A 260-nucleotide genomic window follows, 5' to 3' on the forward strand; every position below is an offset into this window, starting at 1 on the left:
CGTGCCACATGGATACAGTGTGATGCATGTACATCAAAAGGCGCTAGAACAGGGGGAACATCCTGAATGGTACGCGAACCCGTGGTATCCACACGCGAAGGCGTAACCCGATACACCAAAGGCTTGCCGAAGGTAGGCGAACGTGCATCAGTATCCCACTTCTGGATCTTGATGTTCTTTTCCGCATAGGCCTTCAGGAAGGTAATCCGCGTCCCCTTCTTACGTGGGGCAGACAACAATCCCTTATCAGAGCCAATCAC

General features: G+C 52.3%; 1 protein-coding gene. It reads right to left on the reverse strand.

Features of this window, described 5'->3' with window-relative positions:
• On the reverse strand, positions 1–260 hold a 260-nt coding region (locus VJI93_RS08985), incomplete at both ends, for a hypothetical protein (RefSeq protein ID WP_324009353.1).

Source organism: Parvimonas sp. M20, from assembly GCF_035282425.1.
Taxonomy (GTDB): Bacteria; Bacillota; Clostridia; order Tissierellales; family Peptoniphilaceae; genus Parvimonas.